22 protein-coding genes and 1 tRNA gene are annotated in these 24,094 nt (G+C 72.3%); 9 read left to right on the forward strand and 14 right to left on the reverse strand.

Annotated features, from left to right (window positions below):
- Positions 1 to 9: 9 nt before the first annotated feature.
- The 4 genes from F4554_RS34215 to F4554_RS03405 form a co-directional block, all read right to left on the reverse strand.
- Positions 10 to 576: a molybdopterin-binding domain-containing protein gene (locus tag F4554_RS34215; RefSeq protein WP_202889129.1), complete on the reverse strand. Its 567-nt coding sequence runs from the start codon at positions 574 to 576 to the stop codon at positions 10 to 12.
- A gap of 48 nt (positions 577 to 624) precedes the next feature.
- Positions 625 to 2,499, reverse strand: coding sequence for a selenocysteine-specific translation elongation factor (selB, locus tag F4554_RS03395; protein WP_179786015.1), 1,875 nt, complete (start codon positions 2,497 to 2,499; stop codon positions 625 to 627).
- A 12-nt stretch (positions 2,500 to 2,511) separates the two neighbouring features.
- Entirely contained in the window at positions 2,512 to 3,852 is a 1,341-nt protein-coding gene (gene selA / locus F4554_RS03400; protein WP_179786016.1) for an L-seryl-tRNA(Sec) selenium transferase, read from the reverse strand.
- 63 nt (positions 3,853 to 3,915) lie between these two features.
- Positions 3,916 to 4,010: transfer RNA gene (locus F4554_RS03405), tRNA-Sec, on the reverse strand.
- A 190-nt stretch (positions 4,011 to 4,200) separates the two neighbouring features.
- Here F4554_RS03405 and F4554_RS03410 point away from each other — a divergent pair.
- From F4554_RS03410 to F4554_RS03425, 4 genes are all read left to right on the forward strand, one after another.
- Positions 4,201 to 4,620, forward strand: coding sequence for a DUF3224 domain-containing protein (locus F4554_RS03410; RefSeq protein ID WP_179786017.1), 420 nt, complete (start codon positions 4,201 to 4,203; stop codon positions 4,618 to 4,620).
- A complete protein-coding gene (locus tag F4554_RS03415; RefSeq protein WP_179786018.1) occupies positions 4,617 to 5,498 on the forward strand; it encodes an SDR family oxidoreductase in 882 nt (293 codons plus the stop codon). Before F4554_RS03410 ends, F4554_RS03415 begins: the two co-directional genes overlap by 4 nt.
- Positions 5,499 to 5,515: 17 nt before the next feature.
- A complete protein-coding gene (locus F4554_RS03420) occupies positions 5,516 to 7,750 on the forward strand; it encodes a catalase (protein WP_202889130.1) in 2,235 nt (744 codons plus the stop codon).
- A 241-nt stretch (positions 7,751 to 7,991) separates the two neighbouring features.
- A complete protein-coding gene (locus F4554_RS03425) occupies positions 7,992 to 8,594 on the forward strand; it encodes a hypothetical protein (RefSeq protein WP_179786019.1) in 603 nt (200 codons plus the stop codon).
- A gap of 93 nt (positions 8,595 to 8,687) precedes the next feature.
- Here F4554_RS03425 and F4554_RS03430 read toward each other — a convergent pair whose 3' ends face one another.
- On the reverse strand, positions 8,688 to 10,058 hold the full coding sequence (locus F4554_RS03430; RefSeq protein WP_179786020.1) for an FAD-binding oxidoreductase: 1,371 nt from the start codon (positions 10,056 to 10,058) through the stop codon (positions 8,688 to 8,690).
- A gap of 106 nt (positions 10,059 to 10,164) precedes the next feature.
- Between F4554_RS03430 and F4554_RS03435 the strand changes: the two genes are divergently transcribed.
- Positions 10,165 to 10,812, forward strand: coding sequence for a DUF1707 SHOCT-like domain-containing protein (locus F4554_RS03435; protein ID WP_179786021.1), 648 nt, complete (start codon positions 10,165 to 10,167; stop codon positions 10,810 to 10,812).
- A gap of 11 nt (positions 10,813 to 10,823) precedes the next feature.
- On the opposite strand, the gene F4554_RS03440 is transcribed toward F4554_RS03435, so the two are convergent.
- Genes F4554_RS03440 through F4554_RS03450 form a run of 3 tightly spaced genes read right to left on the reverse strand, consistent with a single transcriptional unit; the run spans position 10,824 to position 12,221 of the window.
- Positions 10,824 to 11,621 (reverse strand): class I SAM-dependent methyltransferase, encoded by a 798-nt coding sequence (locus tag F4554_RS03440; RefSeq protein ID WP_179786022.1) that lies wholly within the window; start codon positions 11,619 to 11,621, stop codon positions 10,824 to 10,826.
- The gene (locus F4554_RS31410; protein WP_202889131.1) at positions 11,618 to 11,812 is read right to left on the reverse strand and encodes a hypothetical protein; all 195 of its coding nucleotides are present in this window, start codon (positions 11,810 to 11,812) and stop codon (positions 11,618 to 11,620) included. The genes F4554_RS03440 and F4554_RS31410 overlap by 4 nt, the downstream gene beginning before the upstream one ends.
- On the reverse strand, positions 11,790 to 12,221 hold the full coding sequence (locus F4554_RS03450) for an NUDIX hydrolase (RefSeq protein ID WP_179786023.1): 432 nt from the start codon (positions 12,219 to 12,221) through the stop codon (positions 11,790 to 11,792). The genes F4554_RS31410 and F4554_RS03450 overlap by 23 nt, the downstream gene beginning before the upstream one ends.
- Before the next feature lie 20 nt (positions 12,222 to 12,241).
- Here F4554_RS03450 and F4554_RS03455 point away from each other — a divergent pair, with 20 nt between their 5' ends.
- Positions 12,242 to 13,078, forward strand: coding sequence for a hypothetical protein (locus F4554_RS03455; protein ID WP_202889132.1), 837 nt, complete (start codon positions 12,242 to 12,244; stop codon positions 13,076 to 13,078).
- Positions 13,079 to 13,088: 10 nt separating this feature from the next.
- Here F4554_RS03455 and F4554_RS03460 read toward each other — a convergent pair whose 3' ends face one another.
- Entirely contained in the window at positions 13,089 to 14,654 is a 1,566-nt protein-coding gene (locus F4554_RS03460) for a DHA2 family efflux MFS transporter permease subunit (RefSeq protein WP_179786024.1), read from the reverse strand.
- 186 nt (positions 14,655 to 14,840) lie between these two features.
- Here F4554_RS03460 and F4554_RS03465 point away from each other — a divergent pair, with 186 nt between their 5' ends.
- Complete coding sequence (locus F4554_RS03465; RefSeq protein WP_179786025.1) at positions 14,841 to 15,662, forward strand: TetR/AcrR family transcriptional regulator; 822 nt, start codon at positions 14,841 to 14,843, stop codon at positions 15,660 to 15,662.
- A gap of 16 nt (positions 15,663 to 15,678) precedes the next feature.
- Here F4554_RS03465 and F4554_RS03470 read toward each other — a convergent pair whose 3' ends face one another.
- From F4554_RS03470 to F4554_RS03480, 3 genes are all read right to left on the reverse strand, one after another.
- On the reverse strand, positions 15,679 to 16,494 hold the full coding sequence (locus F4554_RS03470) for a ferritin-like domain-containing protein (protein ID WP_179786026.1): 816 nt from the start codon (positions 16,492 to 16,494) through the stop codon (positions 15,679 to 15,681).
- 88 nt (positions 16,495 to 16,582) lie between these two features.
- Positions 16,583 to 17,713, reverse strand: a complete 1,131-nt coding sequence (gene dnaN, locus F4554_RS03475) for a DNA polymerase III subunit beta (protein ID WP_179786027.1) — start codon at positions 17,711 to 17,713, stop codon at positions 16,583 to 16,585.
- A 116-nt stretch (positions 17,714 to 17,829) separates the two neighbouring features.
- A complete protein-coding gene (locus F4554_RS03480) occupies positions 17,830 to 18,738 on the reverse strand; it encodes an aldose 1-epimerase family protein (protein ID WP_337795856.1) in 909 nt (302 codons plus the stop codon).
- A 112-nt stretch (positions 18,739 to 18,850) separates the two neighbouring features.
- Between F4554_RS03480 and F4554_RS03485 the strand changes: the two genes are divergently transcribed.
- A complete protein-coding gene (locus F4554_RS03485) occupies positions 18,851 to 19,747 on the forward strand; it encodes an SDR family oxidoreductase (protein ID WP_238341211.1) in 897 nt (298 codons plus the stop codon).
- Positions 19,748 to 19,816: 69 nt separating this feature from the next.
- The gene (locus tag F4554_RS03490; RefSeq protein ID WP_337795857.1) at positions 19,817 to 20,974 is read left to right on the forward strand and encodes an NADPH:quinone reductase; all 1,158 of its coding nucleotides are present in this window, start codon (positions 19,817 to 19,819) and stop codon (positions 20,972 to 20,974) included.
- Positions 20,975 to 21,029: 55 nt separating this feature from the next.
- Here F4554_RS03490 and secD read toward each other — a convergent pair whose 3' ends face one another.
- Positions 21,030 to 23,447 carry a protein translocase subunit SecD gene (gene secD, locus F4554_RS03495; protein ID WP_179786029.1) on the reverse strand — a complete coding sequence of 806 codons (2,418 nt, stop codon included), beginning with the start codon at positions 23,445 to 23,447 and terminating at the stop codon, positions 21,030 to 21,032.
- An 83-nt stretch (positions 23,448 to 23,530) separates the two neighbouring features.
- Complete coding sequence (locus F4554_RS03500) at positions 23,531 to 24,049, reverse strand: hypothetical protein (protein ID WP_179786030.1); 519 nt, start codon at positions 24,047 to 24,049, stop codon at positions 23,531 to 23,533.
- Positions 24,050 to 24,094 lie beyond the last annotated feature (45 nt).

Genomic DNA, 24,094 nt, shown 5'->3' on the forward strand with positions numbered 1-24,094 from the left:
TGCGGAGTGTCAAATGCGGGCCTGGTTCTCGATCTGCACCGCCCCCATCGCGGTGTAGAGCTTCTTCATCAGGTAGTTCTCTTCGTTGTCCAGCGTCGCCCCGCCCAGGCTCGCGATGCCCATGGTGCGGCGGGTCGGCCGGCCGTCCTCCTCGTCCTGCCAGGTGTCGCGCCGGGTCGAGAGCACCCGGTCGGCGACCATCTCCATCGCCTTGTCGAGGGGGATGCGTTCCCAGTCGGTGCCGTACGGCCGCCGGTAGAGCACGGTGGTGACCCGGCTCGGGCTGGTGACGAGCTGCTTGCTGGCGGAGCCCTTGGGACACAGCCGGCCACGGGAGATGGGGGAGTCGGGGTCGCCCTCGATCTGGGTGACCCGGCCGTCCTTGACGTAGACCTTCTGGCCACAGCCGACCGCGCAGTACGGGCAGATGGACTTGACCACCTTGTCGGCCTGCTCCGTGCGCGCCCGCAGGTGGCGGGTGTGGTCGGAGGTGACCGCGGCACCGCGGCCGAGCGGGTCCTGACCGGTGAGCTGGCGATAGACCGGCCAGCCCTCGATCCACTGTCGTACGCCCATGGCCGCCTCCCTGCGGTTCCGCGTGAGGAGTGTGGTGCGCGTTCGACCCTAGCGCCCCTCGCTGGTACTGGCGCGCGGGGCGAGCCTGCGGCTGCTGTCGGGCAGCCGCTCGGTGACGCCGCGCTCGTCGAGCAGCTCCAGCAGGGGGACCGCCACCCGGCGGGTGGTGCCCAGCGCGATCCGCGCCTGGCTGAGAGTGAACGGCTGGTCGAGGGCGGCGAGAGTGCGCCGGGCCTGGTCCGGGGCGCCGGGCAGCAGCACCACCGTGTCGGTGACGCGGAGCAACCGGCCGGCGCGTACGGCGGCGGCGAGCTCACGGGTGCCGAGACCGAGTTCGGCCAGCCGGGCGGCCTCGGGCGCGGCGAACGGTTCGGCCGCCAGGTCGTCCTCGACCGCGCGCACCGCCTTCTCCACCGCCGGGGGCAGCGTCGCCTCGGTGCCGAGCCGGCGCACCTGCCCGTCCCGCAGCAGCAGGCGGGCGGCACCGGCCACGGCCGGCAGCAGGGCGGCGGGGACGCCGAGGCGTTGCCGGAGTACGTCGGACGGCATGCCCGCGGCCAGCGGGTGCTCGCGTTCCCAGCCGGCCAGCTCCTCCGGCGCCCGTCCCAGCAGGTCCGCCCAGTGGTCGGCGTCGGCGCACCAGCCGGCGCCCACGTCGAGGCTGTCCGGCGGCAGCTCGGGCAGGCCCAGCGCGCGGAGCTCGTCGCGGCGCACCAGGCCGTGCTCGCGCAGGTGGAGGCCGGCGACGTACGCGGCGAGGCGGGTCGATTCGTCCGGGCCGGCCGGGTCGGCTGGGTCGGCTGGGTCGGCTGGGGTGGCCGGGGAGTTCGCTTCAGGTACGACCGGCGCGAGGGACCGCGCCCTGGTCCGGGCCGCACCCCGCCGGCGCAGTCCGGGCGGAGCGGCGTCCAGCACCAGCACCCCCGCGGCGACCTGGTGCCGGCCGGGGTCGCGGAGCAGGCCGCGGTCGCCGGTGCGCAGCGGGAGCGGCCGGTCGAGGGTGAGCCGGGCCGCGCCCGGTCCGAGCGGACGGACCCGCGCCGGCACCGCGGCCGCGCCGACGTGCAGCACCAGAGTCCCCGGCAGCTCATCCCCGGCGTACCGGAGCGCCACGTCGACGACCTCGGTCTCGCGCCAGGCGTCCGGGGTGACGAGGGCGTCGCCGCGGCCGACGTCGGAACGGTCGACGCCGCGCAGGTTCACCGCGACCCGGGCGGTCCCGGGGACGCTCCGCAGGTCCTCGCCGAGTGCCTGCAGGCCGCGGACCCGCACCAGCCGGTGCTCCCCCCGGCCGGCGACGGCGAGGGTGTCGCCGACCGTGAGGGTTCCCGCGGTGAGCGTGCCGGTCACCACGGTGCCGGCACCGCGCACGCTGAACGAGCGGTCCACCCACAGTCGTACGTCGGCGTCCTGGTCCGGCGTCGGCAGCCGGCGGGTCAGCCCGACCAGCTCGGCCAGCAGGTCGTCCAGCCCCGCGCCGGTGCGGCCGCTGACCGCGACCGAGGGCACGGCGCCGAGCGTGCTCGCCGCGAGCTGTTCCAGGGCCTGTGCCCGGGCGGGTTCGGGGTCGGCGAGGTCGGAGCGGGTGACGACGAGCAGCCCGTGGCGTACGCCGAGCGCGTCCAGCGCGGCGAGGTGCTCGGCCGACTGCGCCCGCCACCCCTCGTCGGCGGCCACCACGAACATCGCGGCCGCCACCGGACCCGCGCCGGCGAGCATGTTGGGGACGAAGCGTTCGTGGCCGGGCACGTCAACGAACGCCAACGGCCGGCCGCCGGGCAGCCGCGTCCAGGCGAAGCCCAGGTCGATGGTCAGCCCTCGCCGGCGTTCCTCGGCCCAGCGGTCCGGCTCCATGCCGGTGAGGCGGCGGACCAGCGTCGACTTGCCGTGGTCGACGTGGCCGGCGGTGGCGACGACGTACATCCCGTGCCGTCCTCAGGTCCCCGACGAGGACACGGAACCGGAAACCGAGCTCGCGGCCACGCGGGCGACCGCGTCCGCGACCACGGTGTCGTCCTCGGGCGCGACGGTGCGCAGGTCGAGGACGCAGCGGCCCTCGTGCACCCGGCCGACCACGGGCGGGTCGCCGGTACGCAGCGGCACCGCCCACGCCGCGGGTACGCCGACGCCCCAGCTCGCCAGCTCCACCTCGGGCGCTCCACCTCCACCGACGGCCGACCGGCAGGCCACCGCGGTGGCGTCGATCCCGGCCCCGGTGAGCGCGGCGGCGAGCTTGTCCGCCCGTACCCGCAACTCCTCAGGGCCGGCGTCCAGCGCGGCGCGCACCGGCGGAACCGGCCCGCGCAGCGTCGCCTCCAGGGCCGCGAGGGTGAGCTTGTCCACCCGCATCGCCCGGGCCGCCGGGTGCCGGCGGACCCGCTCCACCATGTCGCGTACGCCGAGGATCAGTCCGGCCTGCGGGCCGCCGAGCAGCTTGTCGCCGCTCGCGGTGACCAGTGTCGCGCCCGCGCGCAGGGAGCTCGCGGCGTCCGGCTCGTCCGGCAGCAGCGGGTGCGGGGCGAGCAGGCCGGAGCCGATGTCGACCACGACGGGCACGCCCAGGCGCTCGCCCAGGTCGGCGAGGTCGGCCACGTCCACCCCGGCGGTGAAGCCGGACACGACGAAGTTGGACGGATGGATCTTCAGGACGAACCCGGTCTGCGGCCCGATCGCCGCCTCGTAGTCCGCGAGCGTGGTCCGGTTCGTCGTACCGACCTCGCGCAGCCGGGCACCGCTCGCGGCGAGCAGGTCCGGGATCCGGAAGCCGTCGCCGATCTCCACGAACTCGCCCCGGCTGAGCACGATCTCCCGGCCCTGGGCCAGGGTCAGCGCGACCAGCAGCAGGGCGGCGGCGTTGTTGTTGACGACGTGCACCCCGCCCGCGTCGGGTACGGCCCGGGCGAGCGCGTCCAGAGCGCCGCGTCCGCGCCGGGCCCGGGCGCCGGTGGCCAGGTCGTACTCCACGTCGGTCGTCCCGGCGGCGACGTCCAGCGCCTCCCGGGCGGCGGCCGACAGCGGGGCGCGGCCGAGGTTGGTGTGCACGATCACGCCGGTCGCGTTCACGACCCGGCGCAGGCTGGTGGCCGACGCGGGCAGGTCGGCGAGCACGACGTCGACGAGGGCCTCGGGCTCGACCTGGCCGGCGCGGACGCGTTCCTGCGCGGCGGTGACGGCGGCCTTCACGGCATCGCGGCCGAGGCCGCGGGTCGGCTCGGCCAGCCGGGGGTCGGCGAGGACCACGTCCGTACGGGGTACGCGGCGGCGGGCGTCGGTCATCGCGTTCTCACTCCGGGGTGGAGGACAGGCCAGGCACGTGTCGGAAAGGTGGGCGTGGCGTGGTGGCGGAGGCGGACGGGAATCGAACCCGCCAGCGACAGCTCCTGCCGCTCATCGGTGTTGAAGACCGTGCCGGCCACCAGGCCGGAGACGCCTCCACGGACCACCGCCACATCATGGCAGCCGATGGTGGGTGACCCCGCCGTGGTCCGATCCGCGTCGTCGGCGAGGTGTCTTTTCCTGCGTCTGCCGGATTCCTGACACAGATTGACAGGTACGGCTGGGACGCTCGTCTCGCAGTCCGGCGAACGGCCGGGCCAGGACAGGCCAGGACAGGGAGGAACCGCGATGGGACACCGCGCGACCGGAAGCTTCGAGATCACCCGCTGGGACGCCACCACCGAGGAGGAGGACGGCGGCGTGACCATCGCGAGCGTCCTGGTCGGCAAGGAGTTCCGCGGCGGCCTGACGGGGACGAGCGCCGCCCGGCTGCTCACGGTCACCGGGCAGGTACCCACGTCGGCGGCGTACGTCGCGGTAGAACGGATGACCGGCAGCCTGGACGGCCGTACCGGTAGCTTCGTGGTCCAGCACTCGGCGACGATGGAGGGCGACGGTGGAGAGCAGCACAGCACCATGACGGTGACCGTGGTCCCCGACACCGGGACCGGCGAGCTGGCCGGAATCCGCGGCGAGGTGACCATCACCGTGCACGAGGACGGAAGCCACACCTACGCCATCGAGTACGACTTCGGGCAGCTTCGGTGATCGACACCGGGCTGGCCGGCCGGGTGGCGGTGGTGACCGGCTCGAACAGCCCCGTCGGCATCGGTGCCGCGATCGCCCGCGCGCTGGCCAGCGAAGGCGTGGCGATCGGGCTCGCGTTCCTCCCGACCCCGCCCCCACCGGCCGAGCCCTCGACCGGGAGCGGGACCGAGGACCCGGCGGACGAACCCGGCGCACGGGCGTACGCCGAGGCGACCGCCTCCGACGGCGCCCAGGTGCTGGCGGAGGTACGCGCCGAAGGTGTCGAGGCGGAGATCTTCGTCGTCGACCTGGCGGACCCGCGGGCCTGCGCCGGTCTGCTCGGCGAGGTGGAGCGCACCCTCGGTCCCGTCGACATCCTCGTGAACAACGCCGCCCTCTCCGTACCCGACACGTTCGTCCCGCAGCGCGACCCGGTCTTCTACTTCGACGGCCACCCGGTCCTGGACGCGGCCAACCTCGACCGGCACTACGCGCTCAACACCCGCGCGCCGGCGCTGCTGATGGCCGACTTCCACCACCGGCTGCTCGAGCGTGGCGGCGGCTGGGGCCGGATCGTCAACCTCAGTACGGACGGCGCGCCGCAGTTTCCGGGCGAGGTCTCCTACGGCGCCACGAAGTACGCGCTGGAAAGCCTCACCCGTTCCGCGGCGCAGGAGATGGCCCCGGCCGGCGTCACCGTCAACACCATCGCGCCCGGTCCGGTGCAGACCGGCTGGATCGGGCCGGACCTCGCCGAGACCGCGGCGGCGATGAGCCCGTTCGGCCGGCTCGGGCAGCCCGACGACATCGCCGACATCGCTGTGTTCCTCGCCTCCGACCAGGCGCGGTGGCTGTCCGGGCAGACGTTCTACGCCGGCGGCGGCAAGCGCACGTTCTGACATCCGCCCGTCCGTTCGTGGTCGCCCGCGAGTACCGGCCCGTGCCCCGGGTAGGGGCGCAGGACGAACGCAACGACCCCTGGGGGCTGGGAATGGACGACCCGACCACGAACGATCCGACGACGGCATCCGGTGACGGGCACCTCCGCGAGGACGCCGACAGCAAGGACCGGCAGCTCGAGGCGTCCCGCGTGGACGTCGAGGGCACGCACCTGACCACCGACCAGGGCGTTCGCGTCGACCACACCGACGACTCCCTGACCGTCGGCGAGCGCGGTCCGACGCTGCTGGAGGACTTCCACTTCCGGGAGAAGATCACTCACTTCGACCACGAGCGCATCCCGGAGCGGGTGGTGCACGCGCGAGGTGCGGGTGCGTACGGCTACTTCGAGGCGTACGAGTCGATGGCCGACGTCACCGTCGCCGACTTCCTGGCCGAGGCCGGCCGGCGTACTCCCGTGTTCGTGCGGTTCTCCACCGTCGCCGGCTCGCGCGGGTCGGCCGACACCGTGCGCGACGTGCGCGGGTTCGCGACGAAGTTCTACACCCGGCAGGGCAACTACGACCTGGTCGGGAACAACATGCCGGTGTTCTTCATCCAGGACGGCATCAAGTTCCCCGACTTCGTGCACGCGGTGAAACCCGAACCCCACAACGAGATTCCGCAGGCCGCGTCCGCCCACGACACGTTCTGGGACTTCATCGGGCTGCAACCGGAGTCGCTGCACATGGTGATGTGGGCGATGTCGGACCGGGCACTGCCGCGCAGCTACCGGATGATGGAGGGCTTCGGCGTCCACACCTTCCGGTTCGTCGACGCCGAGGGGCGCGGCACGTTCGTGAAGTTCCACTGGAAGCCGCTGCTCGGCGTCCACTCCCTGGTGTGGGACGAGACGCAGAAGATCGCCGGCAAGGATCCCGACTTCAACCGGCGGGACCTGTGGAAGGCGATCGAGTCCGGCAGCTACCCGGAGTGGGAGCTCGGCGTGCAGTTGGTACCGGAGGAGGACGAGTTCGCGTTCGACTTCGACCTGCTGGACCCGACGAAGATCATCCCGGAGGAGCAGGTGCCGGTCCGCCGGATCGGCAAACTGGTGCTCGACCGCAACCCGGACAACTTCTTCGCCGAGACCGAGCAGGTCGCGTTCCACACCGCGAACGTCGTGCCGGGCATCGACTTCACCAACGACCCGCTGCTGCAGGCGCGCAACTTCTCCTACCTCGACACGCAGCTGATCCGCCTGGGCGGCCCGAACTTCGCCCAGATCCCGGTCAACCGGCCGACCGCCCCGGTCACCACCAACCACCGGGACGGCTACCACCAGCACCAGATCTACCGCACGCAGTCCAGCTACGCCCCGAACACCGTCGGCGGCGGCTGCCCGGCGGTGGGCGGTGACGGCGAGGTGTTCCGGCACTACCAGGAACGCGTCGACGGCCACAAGATCCGTAAGCGGAGCGAGAGTTTCAAGGAGTACTACAACCAGGCCACGTTGTTCTGGAACAGCATGTCCGCGCCGGAGAAGGAGCACATCGTCGCGGCGTTCCAGTTCGAGCTGGCCAAGGTCGAGCGCAAGTACATCCGCGAACGCGTCGTCGAACACCTCAACCGGATCGACCACGAGCTCGCCGTCGCGGTGGCCAAGGGAGTCGGCGTCGAGCCGCCGGCCTCGGCCGACCGCCCCAACCACGGAAACTCCTCCCCGGCACTGAGCCAGGTGCGCCCCGGCGCGCCGATCGACACCCGGATGGTCGCGGTGCTCGCGGCCGACGGCGTGGACGAGGTGCACGTGAACGCGCTGGTGGAGAACCTCTCCGGGATGGGCCTGCTGCCGGAGGTGCTCGGCCTGCGCGACGGAAAGCTCACCACCACGAACGGCTCCACCGTCGAGACCGACCGCCGGCTGAACACCATGGCGTCGGTGCTGTACGACGCGGTGGTCGTGCCCGGTGGGGCCGAGGCCGCGCAGGCGCTGTCCCGCGACGGCGAAGCCGTGCACTTCCTCGCCGAGGCGTTCAAGCACGCCAAGACCGTGGGCGCGGTGGCGGAGGGGATCGACGTGCTCTCCCGGGCGCCCATCGGTGAGGTCATGGTCGCCACCGACGCCGACCAGCCGGTCAACGACCGCGGCGTGATCACCCAGGGGCGCGGTCCGGACAAGAACCGTCTGGAGGACTTCTGCCGGATGTTCGCCGAGGCGATGAGCCTGCACCGGCACTGGGACCGCGAGACCGACGCCGTACCGGCCTGACGTACGACGCACTCGTCGAAAGGTGGTGCGGAAATCCCTTGTCCGTAAGGGATCTCCGCACCACCTCTTGTTTGTGTCCACCCCGGATTGACAGCGGTCCGGCGGCAGTCGTGCCTAGGATGATGAGTCGGTAACAGAGTCCTGGGCCGCGTGCGGTGTGTCCGGCAGAATCGGAGGAGTTTCTCCTTGCTGTGCGGCACATTCGCCCCGGCCGCCGCGTCGGCTTTCCGCGGGGGGAAACATGAGCAGGGACAACGCCAGGAGTGAGCGCGGCGGTTTCACGTGGAGTGACCCGCGGGCGTTCTTCGGCCTGTTGGTGATCATCGGGTTCGCCGGATTCGTGGCGTACCTGTCTCAACAGGCGGGTTCGTGGGACCACTACGTGAGTCTGTACGCCGGAGTGGCCGCGGTCGTCGCGGCGACGCTGGGTGCGGTGATGGGATTCTCCCTCAACCAGGGAAGGATTTCCGACGCCAAGACCGAGATGAACCACGCCGTCCTCGAACGCCAGGAGATGCAGGAAAGGATCGAGAGCGCCTACGCCGTCCTCGCCGACGCGCGGGAGACGCTGGCGAAGGTGGAGGTCGTTCTGCGCGAGACCAGCGCCCTGCGGGCGGCCCGGAAGAACGACCCGTCCAAGCACGTCGAGAGCCTCGGGTTCGAGTCCGAGACGCTGGCCGAGGCGGCGAGCTCGGTGCGGGAGCAGTTGCCCCCGGAGGCCGAGCTCGTCGACGCCACCCGGGTGCACGAGGTGGACCCGAGGTTCGACCACCTCGCCCTGAGCGCGGACGAACTCCTCGAGGAGGTGCGCGCCCGGCACCGCTACCTGCGCCGGATCGACTAGGTTCCGCAGGACGGACCCTCGACCCTGGAAACGTGTGCGAGAGAGGTCCTGGCCGATTCTTCCGCGGAAGAATCGGCCGGCCCGGCGTGCCGGTCAGGGAACGATGTTCTGGTTGAGGTGGAAGAGGTTTCCCGGGTCGTACGCCTGCTTCACCGCGACCAGCCGGTCGTAGTTGTCCCGGTAGTTGGTGGGCGTCTTCGGCTGGTCGTCCTCGGACATGAAGTTGACGTACCCCGCTTCCGCCGAGTACGGCGCGACGGCCTGGTAGTAGGCGCGTACCCAGCCGATGTTGGCCTCGTTGTCGGCCGGGTCGGGCCAGACGCCGGCGATGACGGTCGCGAACGTCATGTCCCGGTTGGCGAAGGCGGTGGCGTCGCCGTCGACGCGGTGCGCCGCGCCGTTGATCGGGTAGATGTGCATGGTGGAGTTGACGGCCGGCAGTCGCGGCCCGAACTCGCAGTGCGCCGCGATCGCCTCGTCGGTGAGCTCGCGGGCGAACGCCGCCTTCCAGTAGTGCTGCATCCCGGGCGGCACGAGCGCGTCGAACATCGAGTTGAGTGCCGGGTAGGGCATCGGGCCGAGGTGCTCGGCGACGGGCGGCGCCACCTCGCGGATCGGTGCGACGGCCCGCTCGGCGTCCTCCATCGGCCCGGCCCAGCAGGTCACCAGTCCGACGAGCGGGACGCCGTGGCGTTCGACCGGGATGAACGGCAGCGGCGGGCCGAGCTGGAACGCCGGGAACACCGACAGCCGTTCGTCCGCGGTCTGGATGAAGTCGCGGTAGAAGCGGAGAACGTCGGCGGCGTGGTCGATGTCGAAGAAGATCGGCCCGGCGTAGACGTCGCACACCGGGTGCAGCCCGAACTCCATCGACGTCACCACCCCGAAGTTGCCGCCGCCACCCCGAAGCGCCCAGAACAGGTCGGCGTTGTCGTCCGGGCTCGCGAGGAGGAACCTCCCGTCGGCGGTCACCACGTCCGCACTGCGCAGGTTGTCGCAGGACAGGCCGAGCGACCGGTCCAGGTGGCCGATGCCGCCGCCCAGGGTGAGGCCGCCGATGCCCGTGGTGGAGACGATTCCGCCCGGCGCGACCAGCCCGAACGCGTGGGTGGCGGCGTCGAAGTCGCCCCAGGTGGCTCCGCCCTCGGCGCGTGCGGTGGCGGCCCGCGGATCGACCCGTACGCCACGCATGCCGGCCAGGTCGAGCACCACTCCGTCGTCGCAGGTGCCGTACCCCGGCACGCTGTGCCCGCCGCCCCGCACCGCGAGGTCGACGTCGCTGTCCCGGGCGAAGTCCACGGTCGCGCGGACGTCGCCGGCGTTCGTGGCCCGGACGACCACCCGCGGTCTGCGGTCGATCATCGCGTTGTAGACCCGCCGTGCCGGCTCGTACTCGACGTCGGCTGCGGTGACCACGCGGCCGCGCACCCGCTCGCGGAGGTCGTCGACAGTGGGTTTGTCCATGATGTCCTCACCGCCCTCGGGCTCGTTCGCAAGCGGAGGGAAGCGAAGGGGAGGCCCCCCTTAATCACACGCTACGTCGGCCGGTGAGGGCGGTTATTCTTCCGCCATGACAAACCTGCCTGAACCAGTGCGACCCTCCGGGGCGTCGCACCTGCGTGCCTCCGACGCCGATCGGGAGCGGATCGTCAAGGTGCTGGGGGAAGCGCTGGCCGACGGGCGGTTGGACGTCCAGGAGCACTCCGATCGCCTCGACGCCGTCTACCAGGCCAAGACGATGGGCGAGCTCGAGCCGATCACCTACGACCTCGCCGTGACGTCGCCGCAGCCGCAGGCGCGACCGGCCGGCCGGTCCGCGAACGCCCCCGTGGTCGACCCGGCCGGTGCCTCCGACCGCGTCGACCAGATGATCGCGATCTTCGGCGGGGTCGAGCGGAAGGGCCGCTGGCGGCTACGCCGGCGTAGCCGGGCGGTGGCGGTCTTCGGCGGCGTCGACCTCGACCTCAGTGACGCGACGTTCGACGCGCCGGAGGTGGTGATCGAGCTGTTCGCGATGTTCGGCGGCGTCGACGTCTCCCTCCCGGAGGGCGTGGTGGTCCGCAACGAGGCCAGCGGCATCATGGGCGGGATCTCGGTCAAGACCGGCGACACGGACCCGCCGCCGGACGCGCCGGTCGTGGTGATCAGGGGTGTGGCGATCTTCGGCGGGGCCGACTTCCACGCCAAGCGCCGCAGGCGCAACCACTTCGACCACTGATTGCGGGCGGCTCAGCGACGGCGGGCGATGCACGTGTAGATGTGCTGGGTGAGCTCGATCCGATCCACGCCGAGAGTGCCGAGCGTCGTGCGCACCTTCGTGGCCAGCGCGTCGCGTTCGTCCTGTTCGCGGGCGGCGACCTGGCCGTACGACAGCAGGAGGGAGACGTAGGTGTCCACGTCCAGGTCGTACGCCTGCGCCGCCCAGTCGTACTCCGGCTGCTCGAACACCCCGGACGCGGCGAGCTCGTCCCGGCCCTCGGCGCCCAGCCCTTCGAGGTACTCCCTGAACGTCGCCGGGTCGTAGACGAAGTCGGGCTCGTCGGCGAACGCCTGCGCGTTCATCGCGTTCTGGAGGTCGTCGGCGAGGATCGGGTGGGTCCAGATCAGCACCAGGTGGCCGCCGGGTGCGAGCAGCGAGGCCGCCTTCTCGTACGACACGGCCGGGTCGACCCAGTGGAAGGCGTTCGCCGACCAGATCGCGGCGAACGGGCCCTCCTCCCCGGCGTACTCCTCGAAGAAGTCGCCGCGCACGACGAACCCGGTGTCCTCGTCGAGGTGGCGGACCAGCCGGGTCCGCAGCGCCGGCCCGGGTTCGAGAGCGACTACCGGCAGGTCGCGCGCCCGAAGCTCCTTCGTCAGCTGCCCGGTGGCGGCGCCTACCTCCAGCACGGTGTCGCCGGGCCGCAGGCCGGTGCGCTCGACGGCGCGGGCGACCACGTCGGCGGGGATGCTCGGCCGGCCCGCGTCGTAGAGGTCGACCACCCGGTCGAAGTTCAGCCGTCCGCCACGTGCGGTGTTGCCCTTCATCGCGTACCTCCGAGGGATTGGCGTACGTGCCGCAGCCAGGTCGCGCGGTCGGTGCCGTTCAGGATGTGCGCGGCGCCGGGCAGTTCGACCAGTGTGGCATCGGCGATGCCGGCGGCCACGGGGGTGCCGCCGGCCCGCATGGTTCGAGGTCCGGCACCGATGTCGGAGTCAAGCCGGGTTGGCGGCTTCACGATCGAGGTTTCGCCACGCGCGGACCGAACGCAGGTAGCCCGCGGGCATGAGCAGCCCGGCCGCCTCCTCGACGGTGAACAGCCCGAGGTCCACGTGCTCGTCGCTGCACACCGGTGCCGTGGAGTCGAGCACGTGACAGCCGTAGGTGAGGACGAGTACGTCGACGCCCGGGGAGATGGCGTACTGCCAGGCGTCCAGCATCGGCCCGACCCGCACGGCCCAGCCGCTCTCTTCCGCGACCTCCCGGGCCACGCACCCGGCCGGGTCCTCGGCGTACTCCAGCTTGCCGCCGGGCAGCTCCCACTCCTCGCGCTCGTTGCGCAGCAACAGGACGCGGTCGCCCCGGAAACACACCCCCTTGACCGAGACCAGATGGCGGTACGAACGTCTCGCCGGCGTCTGTGACATGCCGGATAGTCTGCACAGGTGTGAGGCTCAGACGCACCGTGCACGTGACGTACGCGAGCGAACCCGGCAGCCCCGACCTCGAAAACGAGGACTTCCTGTCCGCCGGGCCGCGGCTTGCCGTGGTGCTCGACGGCGTGACCCCGATGGTCCGCACCGACACCGGGTGCCGACATGGCGTGGCGTGGTACGCGCGGACGCTCGGCGGCCACTTCGTACGGCTGGCGGGCCGGGACGACGGCCAGGTCACCGTGCCGCTGGCCGACTGCCTGGCCGGGGCGATCGTCGCGACCCGGGACGCGCACGCCGGGACCTGCGACCTCGCCCACCCGGACAGTCCCGCGGCGACGGTGGCCGCGGTCCGGCTCCGCGGCGACGCCCTCGACGTCCTCGACTACCTCGTGCTCGCCGACTCGGCCGTACTCCTCGACCTGGGCGAGGAGCGCCTCACGGTGTTCACCGACCACCGGGCCGGCGACGTGGGCCGGCGGCTGCGGGCCGAGGGCGAGGTTCCCTCCGCACCCCGGGTGCGGTCCTTCCGTAACCGGCCGGGTGGCTACTGGGTCGCGGCGGACCGGCCCGAGTCGGCGTACGAAGCACTGGTCGGGACCATCGACGCGACCGGCCTGCGCCGGCTGGCGGTGGCCAGCGACGGCGCGACCCGGCTGGTGGACACGTTCGGGACGTACGACTGGCGGGGGATGCTGGACGCCCTCGCGGCCGACGACGGCCCGGCCGGCTGGATCGCGCGGACCCGGGAGACCGAGCGCGCCGACGCCACCGCGGAACCGGCGCGGCGGCGAGGGCGGGGCAAGGTGCACGACGACGCCTCGGTGGCGTTCCTGCGACCGACCCCCTGAGGGTCGGCGCTCAGCTGGCCGAGTCGGCCGGGATCGCCTCTCCCTCCGGGCCCGCCGGCCCGGCCGGACCCACCTGGCCGGGTTCACCGCGCAGCGGCACCGCCTTGATCGCCCAGCCGATCACGAACGCGGCCAGCGCGAACGGCGCCGCCCACAAGAAGACGCTGTGCATCCCGTCGGCGATCGCGGTGAGCACCGTGTCGCGCGCGGCGGCCGGAAGCTGGTGCAGGGTGGCCGGGTCGATGTGTGCCCCGCCACCGCCGGCCAGCTTGTCCGCACCCGGCATGCCGGCGAGGGAGTCGGTCAGCCGGCTGGCGAAGATCGCCCCGAACAGCGACACCCCGAACGACCCGCCGATCGAACGGGCGAACGTCGAGGTACTGCTGGCCACGCCCATGTCCTTGGCCTCGACGCTGTTCTGCACGATGAGGAGCGTGACCTGCATCAGCAGGCCCATCCCGATGCCGAGGATCACCATGTAGACCGACAGGGTGAACTTGCTGGTGTCGGTGTCCATCAGCGACAGCAGGAAGACGCCCACGGTCAGCATCGCGCCGCCGGCGATCGGGAACGCCCGGTAGCGGCCGGTCCGGGTGATCACGGTGCCGACGACGAGGGACACCACCAGCGACGCCGCCATCATCGGCAGCAGGAGCAGGCCGGAGTTCGTGGCCGACGCGCCCTGCACGGTCTGCTGGAACAACGGCAGGAACGTCACCGCGCCGAACATCGCGAACCCGACCAGGAAACCCATCAGGGTGGCCGCGGTGAAGTTGCGGTCCCTGAACAACCGCAGCGGCAGGACGGGTTCGACGGCCCGGCGTTCGGCGATCACGAAGCCGGCCACGGACACCACGCCGAGGGCGGCCAGGCCGAGGATCTGCGCCGAACCCCAGTCGTACTGCGTACCGCCCCAGGTGGTCACCAGCACCAGGGACGTGGCGGCGACGGTCAGCAGCGCGGCGCCCAGGTAGTCGATGCGGTGGCTGATCCGATGGCGAGGCAGGTGCAGGGTCGTGCCCACGAGGACGAGCGCGAGTACGCCGACGGGGATGTTGACGTAGAACGCCCAGCGCCAGGAGAAGTGGTCGGTGAGGAAGCCCCCGAGCAGCGGGCCGCCGATCGTGGCCGCCGCCATCGTCGCGGACATGTAGCCCTGGTAGCGCCCGCGTTCCCGGGGCGGGATGAGGTCGCCGATGATCGCCATCACGCCGACGATGAGCCCGCCGGCGCCGAGGCCCTGCAGGGCACGGAACCCGATCAGCTGGACCATGCTCTGCGCCATCCCGGACAGTGCGGAGCCGACCAGGAAGATCACGATGGCACCGACGAAGAGCCGCTTGCGGCCGTAGAGGTCGCCGAGCTTGCCGTAGAGCGGTGTGGAGACGGTGGACATCAGGACGTAGGCGGTGACCACCCAGGACAGGTGGTCCAGGCCGCCGAGCTCGCCGACGATTCGCGGCATCGCGGTGCCGACGATCATCTGGTCGAGCATGGCGAGCAGCATCGCGAGGAGCAGGCCGGGCAGTACGACGAGGACTTCCCGTCGAGCCGGTGGGGTCAGGGTGGTGGTCACTGGGATCTCCGCTGGTGAGACTGGCCGGCTGCGCCGCTGGGGCGCCGTGGCACTGCGCTGCCGCACGCTGGCCTACTTACCGGCCGGCTAGTAGGCTTACTTGCCGTACGGTAAGTTGCTAACTGACCGGCCGTCAAGTAAATACCTCGTCAAGTCAGGCTTCCCCGCCCCGGCCACGGAGGACACATGCCGCAACGCCCGAACGAGCCGTCCGATCAGCCCCGGCGCACCCGGTCCACCGGAAGTGGCCGGGCGAGCGGCCGGTCGGGTAGTCGCGCCACGGGGCGGTCGGAGGGGCGGGCAGAGTCCCGGACGAGCCGGTCGGAGAAGAGCCGGTCGGAGAAGGGCCGGTCGGGTGGCCGGTCGGACACCCGGAGCCGGATCCAGGAGGTGGCGCTGGAACTGTTCGCCGAGCAGGGTTACGACTCCACCTCGTTGCGGGAGATCGCCGACCGGCTCGGGGTGACGAAGGCGGCGCTGTACTACCACTTCCGGTCCAAGGAGGAGATCGTCGTCGCGACGGTGGAGGACTTCCTCGCCGACATCGACGACCTGGTCGAGTGGGCGGAGGAACAGCCCCGGACCAGCCGGACCAGGCACGAGGTCCTGCGCCGCTACTCCGACATCGTGCGCGTCCGGTTCCCGTCGATGAGGTTCTTCCAGCAGAACCCGGCCGGGATGCACCGGTCCGGGCTGGGCGAGCGGTTCCAGGAGCGGATGGGCGCGCTGCACGGAGTGCTCTACGACGGCGGGCCGCCGCAGAACCGGGTCCGGGCGCTGCTCGCGATCGTCAGCATGCACATGGCCGCGGCGCTCAGCAGGGACTCCGGCATGCCCATCGGCGTGGGCCTCGGACTGAGCGTCGAGGAGGCGAACCAGGCTGCCCTCGACGTCGCGTTCGACCTGGTCGACGCCGAGGATGCCGCGAGCGCGAAGGGCACCACCGACGCCGAGGACCCTGCGAGCGCGAGGGGCGCCGAGGACTCCGGCGACTCCGAACGCGGCTGACCTGCGTCGGGCCAGGTCAGGTCGATCCGGGGAGGTCGCCCGGATGCGGCCCGAACCGTCCGACTGCCCGGGACACCAGCCCGAGTCCGCTCAGGCCGGGCAGCCGGTCGATCTTGCGGTCGAGGGCGCCGACGACGCCGCGGCCGCTCTCGTCGCCGAAGAGATAGCCGAGCAGGAACCTCGTCTCCGACCTGGGCATCACCGTCGAACCGACCGGGCGCCACCGCGTGCGCAGCGCCCACCGGGTGAGCCGCCGGGCCCGCGCGCTGCGGGCGAGCCGGGTGCGGGCCTCGGAGGTGTAGAACGCGACGTGCCGGGTCTCCTGGCGCATGATCCGGCGCAGCACGGTGGTGAGGACGGGATGGTCCTCGCGTTCGATCACCCGGGCGTACGCGGCATGGGTGGACCACTCGTTGATCGCGCCCCAGCTCATGTGCGTGGCGATGAAGTCCTCGCCGATCGCCGCCGCCGCGAGGCACTGGCTGATCGGGCTGACGACGTTGGCGATGCCCTGGGTCCGGCGGACGGTCCGGGCCCGGCCGGGGCCGTGGTCCTCGCCGTGCACGGCCAGGATCTGGTCGATGACCTCCCCGTGCCAGTACTCCTCGTAGTTCCACATGGTGAGGAACGTCGTGATGCGCGGGTTCTGGTGCGACGGCGTGACCAGCAGGTCACGCAGGTAGCAGACCGTGTGCGTCTCGACGTCGGCCATGTAGTGCAGCGTGCGCAGCGCCTCCGCGGACAGCGGCCGCTCGCGGAACCCGTCGAAGTCGATGTCGTCGACCTGCACGGGTTGCGCCGCACGCTTGTAGGTCTCCAGTTCGAACGCCATGCCCACCTCCGACCGGCCATTCGGAGCCGGTTCGGGTACGGATGGGTGTGGGGTCAGACCGGACCGCCGGCGCTGGAGCCGGCAGAGGTCAGGCTGGCAGGCGGCGCGGCATGGCGACGTAGACCACATCTGGTTGGGACTCGGCGTCGGGTGCCGCGCAGCCGGTGAGCAGAGCGGGGCGGATGCCCTCCTGAAAGCCCAGCCGGACGTACTCGGTGTCGAAGCCCTCCAGGCCGTCGAGCAGGTAGCCCGCGTTGAAGGCGACCGTGCCGCCGTCCCCGTCGAGGTGCCCCGCGAGGCGTTCCCGGCCGCGGGTGTCGACATCCCCGGCAGCGCCCACGACCACCTCGTCCGGGCCAATCGTCAGGACGACCGCGGCGTACCGGTCGGCGACGATGCACACCCGCCGCAGCGCCGCGCGCAGCTCCTCGACGGCCAGGACGACGGTGCCCACGAAATCGCTCGGAACCTTCGTCCGCAGCGCGGGGTAGGTGTCGTCGAGCAGGCGGAGCGTGGTGAGACGCTCGTCGATGCCCAGGCTGAGCACGGCCTCGCCCGCACCGCCGAGGCCGACGGTGAGCAGGTCGGAGCCGGCGCCGAGGCTCTTGGTCGCGTCGGCGAGCATCCGCGCGGGAACGACGGCCCGGGCGGGCAGGTCGGCTCCGGTCGCCTTCCACGGCACCTGGTGGATCGCCACCCGGAACCGGTCGGAGGAGGTGAGCGTGACCGACTCCTCGTCGAACTCCAGCAGCGTGCCGGACAGCACGGGTACGGCGTCGCCGCGGATCGCGATGCGCGACATCTGGGCGACGGCGCGGGCGAACGGTGCGGCGTCGAGCGCCCCCACCGATGCGGGTGGCGCCGGCAGCTCGGGATAGTCGGCCAGCGGCATCGTCGGCAGGGTGAACTCGGTCGCGCCGGCGCTGATCTCCACCACGCCCTCGCGGGTGTGCACCCGCACCTGCCCCTGGGGAAGCGCGTGCACGATCTCGGCGAAGACCCGGCCGGGCAGCAGCAACTCGCCCGGCTCGTCGACCTCGGCAGCGAACACCACGGTGGAGCTCGCCTCGTAGTCGTAGCCGGTGAGACGGACGGCATCGTCGGCGGCGGACACCCGCAGCCCGCTCAGCGCCGGGATCGGCGCGGCGGTGCCCGCCGTGTGCCTGGCGGCGAAGGTGGCGGCCCGGCCGAGCCGGGTGCTTTCGCTGGCGAATCTCATGGCGTCCTCCGTGATGTCACTGCCCGCCCGAGCCGGTCCGGGTTCCTCCAGGGTGTTCAGACCCTAGAGGTCCCCACCGACAGGCCGGGCGGAACGGACGGAGTGACGACGCCGGGTCAGATCGCGGCGATCGTCCAGCCGACCTCGTGCCGCTGGCCGGGCGCGAGGACCACCAGGTCGGTGCCGGAGTTGAACGCGTCCGGCGGGCAGGTCATCGGCTCCACCGCCAGGCCGGAGCGGTCGAGCTCGGGCTCCGGCCGGTCGGCGGTGTGCACCTGCACCCACGGACAGCCGGCATCCCATGCCAGCTCCACTCCGGACCCCTCGGCGGTGCGTACCCGCGCGCGGACCACGCCGTCGGCGTCGGCGGCCAGCCCGGTGTAGGCGTGGTCGAGGAAGGTCGTCCCGATGGCCTTGGGCGTACGGAAGTCGTAGTCGGTGCCGGCCACCTCGGCCAGCCCCTGCGGCACCAGCCGGTCCTCGCTGACCTGGAGGTACCGGCCCGCGGGCAGCTCCAGCGTCCAGTCGTCGACCCGGCCCGGCCCGGCCACGAGGTAGGGGTGCGGCGCGCAGCCGAACGGCGCGTCGACGTCGCCTGCGTTGACCGCGGCGATCGTGCAGGCCAGGCCGGCATCGGACAGTTCGTACGCCGCCCGCAGGTCGAGCAGGAAGGGGTAGCCGGTCTGCGGGAACAACCGGTGCGCGAGCTCGACCCGCTGCGGGGAGTGGTCCACGACCTGCCAGGTCGACCAGGCGACCAGGCCGTGCAGCGCGTTGTGCCGGTCGGGTTCGGTCAGCGCGAGCTGGTGGCTCTGCCCGCCGAAGTCGTACGTGCCGTCGATGACGCGGTTGGGCCACGGTGCGAGGACCGCGCCGCGGAAGACCGGGCGTACCTCGTCGGCGGCGAAACCGGCGACCAGGTCGCGCCCGTCGTGCCGTAGCTCGCGCAGGGTCGCGCCGACCTCGGTGACGGTCGCCGTGTAGCCCGCCGCGCTGATGGAGTGTTGTTCGCCGCTCGCCTGCACGTGATGGTCCTTCCTCCGCGTCGTCCGTCGGACGAAACCATCCTGCCCTACCCGGATCTTGCCCGGCTCCGGCTCCGGGTGGCGTGCGGGCGAGTTGGGTAGGTTGAACCGCATGGCCGAGCCGACAGGAACCGGGGCCGAGGAAGCAGAGCCCATGGGTGCGGATTTCCCCGATGCGGGATCAACGAGACCAGGGCCCGCAGGAGCTGAGCCCACCGATGTCGAGGCGGACGCCGAGCTGATCGGAGCCGTGCTGACCGGCGCCGAGCTGACGGGGAAGGGTGCGATCGTCACCGGCGGCTCGCGTGGCATCGGCCGGGCGATCGTCGAGCGCCTGGCCCTCGACGGTGCCGAGGTGGTGTTCACCTACCGGAACGACGAGGCGGCCGCGACCGAGGTCGTCGCCAAGGTGGCGGCGGCCGGCGGCGTCGCGCATGCGGTACGCATGGACCTCGTCGACGCGGCCCAGGTCCGGGCGCTGTTCGCGGAGGCGGAGCGGCTGCTCACCAGGCTCGACATCGTGGTGCACAACGCGGTCGCGGTGCAGGTCAGCGAACGCACGACGTTGGCGCTGACCAGCGACGGCGACTTCGACGTGATGGTGACCGCCAACGTCCACGGCGCGTTCGTCGTACTCCAGGAGGCTTCCCGGCGGCTCCGCGACGGCGGCCGGATCATCACGATCTCCACGCTCAACACGCAGGTTCCGGTCGCCGCCAACGGGCTCTACCAGGCCGCCAAGGGCGCGATCGAACTCCTCACCGTCACCGCGTCCAAGGAGCTCGGCGGCCGCGGGATCACCGCCAACATCGTTTCGCCGGGTGCCACCGACACCGACCTGCTGCGCGCGTCGAACCCTCCGGAGGCGCTCGCCGCCATTCCGAAGATGACGGCGCTCGGCCGGCTCGGCACCCCCGACGACATCGCGAACGTCGTCGGTTTCCTGGCGCGTTCGGAGGCCGGCTGGCTGACCGGGCAGAACATCCGCGCCACCGGCGGCCTGCCCTGATGGGAACGGCCTGATGGGACGTACGTACGTGGGCGGACGGCCGGGTTTCCGTCCGAGGGGGCGGACCCGGTGACGGGGCGCAGCCTGCTCGGCCCTGGCGAGGAGGACGACGATCCCGCCCCGAGCGGACCTGTGCGCCCTGACCCTGTACGCCCTGACCCTGCGGGCCTGACCGACCTGCCGGAGTCCGACCCGCCCGACCACGACCCGCCCGCAAGCCCGGACCCGCCGGGCGTGCCGGTCACGATGCGCGCGGCGTACGTCGACCGGCTCGGGCCGGCCGAGGACATCCGGGTGGGCGAGCTCGTCGTACCCGCCCCGGCGCCGGACGAGGTGCTGGTCCGGGTGGAGGCGGTGGCGGTCAACCCGGTGGACACCTACATCCGGTCGGGTCGCTACCGGACTCCGCTGCCGGGGTTTCCGTTCGTGGTCGGCCGCGACCTGGTGGGCGTGGTCGAGGCGTGCGGTGTCGCGGCCGATGCGTTCGTGCCGGGGCAGCGGGTGTGGACGAACGGCCTGGGGTACGCCGGCCGGCAGGGCGCGGCGGCCGAGTACGCCGTCGTCCCGGTCGACCGTCTCTACCCGTTGCCGGACGGGCTGGACCCGGTTCGGTCGGTGGCGGTGTTCCACCCGGCGGTCACCGCGTACCTCGGTCTGTTCCGGCACGTCGGTGGCGTCGGCCCCGGTGACACGGTGGTGGTAGGTGGCGCCGCCGGCAACGTCGGTAGCAGCGTCAGCCAGCTCGCCGCGTTCGCCGGTGCCCGGGTGATCGCCCTCGCCCGGACCGAGGACGCCACCTGGTGCCGCAAACACGGCGCGGCCGCCGTCGTCGACTACCGCGTGGAGGACCTGCGCGAGCGGCTGGCCGAGGAGGCGCCCGGCGGCGCGACGGTGTGGTTCGACACCTCCGGGCGGATCGACCTGGAGCTCGCGGTGGAGGTCCTGGCCGACCGGGGCGCGGTGGTCCTGGTCGCCGGGCGGCCCGAGCCCGCGGCGCTGCCGATCCCGCTGTTCTACCTGAAGTCGTTGCGGCTGCTCGGCTTCGTGATCACCACTGCCCCGGCCGCCGAGCTCGCCGACGCCGCCCGGGTGGTCGGTGCACACCTCGCCGAGGGCCGCCTCGACGTACGGATCGGCGAGGTGCTCCCGCTCGACCAGGCCGCCCGGGCGCACCAGCTGGTGGAGCACCGCGTGCGCGGCCGGGTGATCCTGGTGCCGCGGACCTGACCACCAGGCCCACAGCACCAGGATCCCGCCCCGACCAAGGACGGCCGTCGCCCGCCTACACGACGGCGCCCGTACCTGACCGCTGCGCCCGCTTCCGCGCCGCCTTCTCCGGCGACTTCGTACGGACCCGCGGTGGTCCGGTACCACTCCTCGCCTGCAGCTCCACCGCCAGCGGAGTCGCCGCGAAGGTGGAGGAGTACGTACCGACGAACAGCCCCACCAGCAGCGCGACCGCGAAGTCGGTGAGCGACTCCCCGCCCAGGATGGCCAGCGCCGCCAGGATGAACATCGCGCCCAGCCCGGTGTTCACCGTCCGCGGCACCGTCTGCAGCACCGCGAGGTTGGCGCTGCGGGCGAACGGCGTCTTCGGGTTGCCGGCCCACAGCTCGCGGATGCGGTCGAACACCACCACGGTGTCGTTCACCGACAGGCCGATGGTGGTGAGCGCCGCGGCGAGGAAGACCCCGTCGATCGGCTTGCCCAGCCAGGCGAACAACCCGGTCACGATCACGATGTCGTGGAACATCGCGAGCACCGCGGCGACGCCGAACGTCCATCGGAACCGGATCGCGAGGTAGAGCATCTGCGCCAGCAGCGCCACCCCGAGCGCGATCAGCGCCTTGACCCGGAGCTCGTTGCCGAGGCTCGGGCCGATCAGCTCGTCGCGTTCCTTGGTGATCTTGCCGCCCAGCTCGCCGAGGGCCTGCTGGATCTCCAGTGCCTGGTCGGTGCTGAGCTTGCCGGTACGGACGGTGATGTTGTCGCCGCTGGACTCCTGGACCACCGCGCGCGGGAAGCCGGCGTCGGTGACGGCCTGCCGGGCGTCGTTCACGTCGACGGGCTTGCTGGTGGAGTACTCCACCAGCCGTCCGCCGGTGAACTCCACGCCGTAGTCGAGGCCGCGGACCACGATTCCGGCGCCGGCCACGATGACCACGAGGGCGCTGAGCGCGAGCCACAGCCGGCCGCGCTTCATCAGGTCGGGGTTGCGCTCGATCAGCCAGGTACGGACCCGACCGATCGAGCTGAGCCCGGTGATGCCCGGGCGGTTGCGTACGAACGAACGCCGGACCGCCCAGTCGGTGAACAGCCGCGCCACGATCAGCGCCGACACCATCGAGGCGAGGACACCGATCGACAACGTGACGCCGAAGCCGCGTACCGGCCCGGAGGCCAGGAAGAACAACAGCCCGGCGGCCAGCAGCGTGGTGACGTTGGAGTCGATGATCGCCGACCACGCACCCTTGTAGCCGCGCGACAGGGCGGTGGACAGGCCCTTCTGCTGGTTGGCGGCGTACTCCTCCCGGGCGCGTTCGAACACCAGCACGTTCGCGTCGATCGCCATCCCGATGGCGAGCACGAACCCGGCCAGGCCGGGCAGCGTCAGGGTGGCGCCGAGCGCGACCAGGATGGCGTAGGAGATCAGCGCGTAACAGGCCAGCGCGACCGTGGCCAGCGCGCCCATCAGCCGGTAGACGAGGATGATGAACAGCCCGGTCAGAGCCAGGCCGATCGCCGCGGCCTTCGCGCTCGCCTCGATCGCCTCCGCGCCGAGCGTCGGGCCGACGGTGCGCTGCTCGATGATCTCGACCGGCACCGGGAGGGCGCCGCCCTTGATCAGCACCGCGAGCTCCTGCGCCGACGCCTGGTCGAAGTCGCCGGTGATCTGGGTGCTTCCCCCGCCGATGCCGACGTTGCAGCCGACGCTCGGGTCGACCTGCGGGGAGGAGATCACCTTGTTGTCCAGCACGATCGCGATCCGCCGGGTCGGGTCGCCCGGCTGGGCACAGGCGGCCTTGCCGGTGAGTGCCTTCCACGCGCCGCCGCCCTGGCCGTTGAAGTCGATCGTGACGAACCAGCTCACCCCCTGCTGCGGGTCGGTGGCCCCGGCGGCGTCCTTCACGCCCTCGCCGGTCAGCGCCGAAGGGCCGAGGCGCAGCCGCTGGCCGCTCTCGTCGCCGATGATCCGCTCGCCCGCCTTGGCCTTCTCTCCCTGCTGGGCGACGCCGAGGACCGGGTGGAACGTCAACTGCGCCGTACGGCCGATGACCTGCTCGGCCTCGCGCGGGTCCTGGACGCCGGGCAGCTCGACGATGATCCGGCGCTCACCGGACCGGGTGAGGTTGGGCTCGGAGACGCCGAGCGCGTCCACCCGGCGGTTGAGGACCTGCAGGGCCCGGTCGGTGGACTCGGCGTTGGCCTTGGCGGTGGGGCTGTCCCGGGTCTCCAGGACGATCTGGGTGCCGCCGCGCAGGTCCAGCCCGAGCCTGGCCGGTGTGCTGACGGCGAAGTACAACGCGAGGGCGAGGACGCCGAACGTCAGCAGGGCGCGGACGAGCGGCGCGCGTGATCTCGGCGGCCGGGACGCGGGTCTGTTCCTGGAAGACGTGGAAGACGTGGACCTGGACGAGCGTGCGCGCGCCGACGGGCGGGCGGACGCGGAGGGGCGTTCGGGCGTGGAATCTCCGGACACGGTGGCTCCGAGACGGTGTGGCGGGACTGGACGCGGACGCCTGCGCGTGATGCCGCACCGGCTGACGGTGCGGTGGTCGCGGTTCAGGCAGCGTGGGGTCCCGGTGGCGCCCGGACGCCGGTGCCGCCGAGGGCGGCCGGTGCGTGACCCGTGCGGTCACGGTCGGTGGAGGGGTGGCCCGTCCGGACGTACGGGTCGGGCCGGTCCGTGGAGACGGCCCATGCCGTCGGGTGCGCGGTGCCGGGGCCGTGGGCGTGCCCGCGGGCGGCGGTGGTGCTGTGGGCGGGCCGGGTGAGATGTGCGGCTCGATTGGCCGGCTGCGACGACTGCGCCGACTGCGCCGACCGTGACGACTGGGTACGCCTGGACTGGGCGCGCTGGCGTTGCTCCGTACCCGCCGACCCGCCGGTATGCCCGCTCACGGTGCTGATCGCCCGGTGGACGCTCGCCGCGGCAGGTGCGCCGCCGGTGAGCAGACCGGCACAGACCGCCCCGGACAGAAGCAGCCCCACCAGGACTGCCCAGGTCCGCCGGAGCGCGGCCGGAGACGTCGTGCCGGCGGACGGCCCCGTGCGGGACACGGCGGTCGACGTGCGCGCCACGGCGGGTCCCTCCGGTCGGGGTCGGTCGGCGGTGCGTGTTCTGCG

It is taken from the genome of Actinopolymorpha rutila, assembly GCF_013407855.1.
GTDB lineage: Bacteria > Actinomycetota > Actinomycetes > Propionibacteriales > Actinopolymorphaceae > Actinopolymorpha > Actinopolymorpha rutila.